Consider the following 476-nt stretch of genomic DNA (forward strand, 5'->3'; position numbering starts at 1 on the left):
GTCGATCAGAACCTGAACTGGCAACGGTCCGCGAAGATGCACGCTTGGCAGGTCGCTTTGCTGGCGGATTGCGACGTGATTGTTGATGCCACGGGCGACGCGGCGACGGCGCTGTTTCTGGGTGCGGTCGCGGACGCCAATGTCCGAACATTCGTTTCGGCCGAGGTCTTCGAAGGTGGGATCGGAGCTCTGGTCGCAACTAGTCTGCCCGATCGGGACCCGCCGTTCGTAGCAGGAAGGGCGGCATTTCTCGGCTGGTGCGACGCACAGGGCGCAAAAGCGCCGGAACCTGGGCCTCGCAGGTATGAGGCCTTGGCGGAGGATGGGATGCCGATCGTCGCCGACGACGCTGCCGTGACGATAACCGCCGGCCATACGGCGCGCATCGTGCTCGATATCATTGATGGCCGGCCGGCGCCCGTCAGCGGGGCATGGCTGCTACTGGGGTTTGCAAAAGCTTGGCTGTTCGACGGGCA

General features: G+C 64.3%; 1 protein-coding gene. It reads left to right on the top strand.

What is annotated here, in order from left to right:
- Positions 1–476 (top strand): hypothetical protein (locus FLQ44_RS19900; protein WP_206209012.1); only part of this gene is annotated, 476 nt, incomplete at both ends.

The sequence above is a fragment of the Vogesella mureinivorans genome, assembly GCF_007644035.1.
Taxonomy (GTDB): Bacteria; Pseudomonadota; Gammaproteobacteria; order Burkholderiales; family Chromobacteriaceae; genus Vogesella; species Vogesella mureinivorans.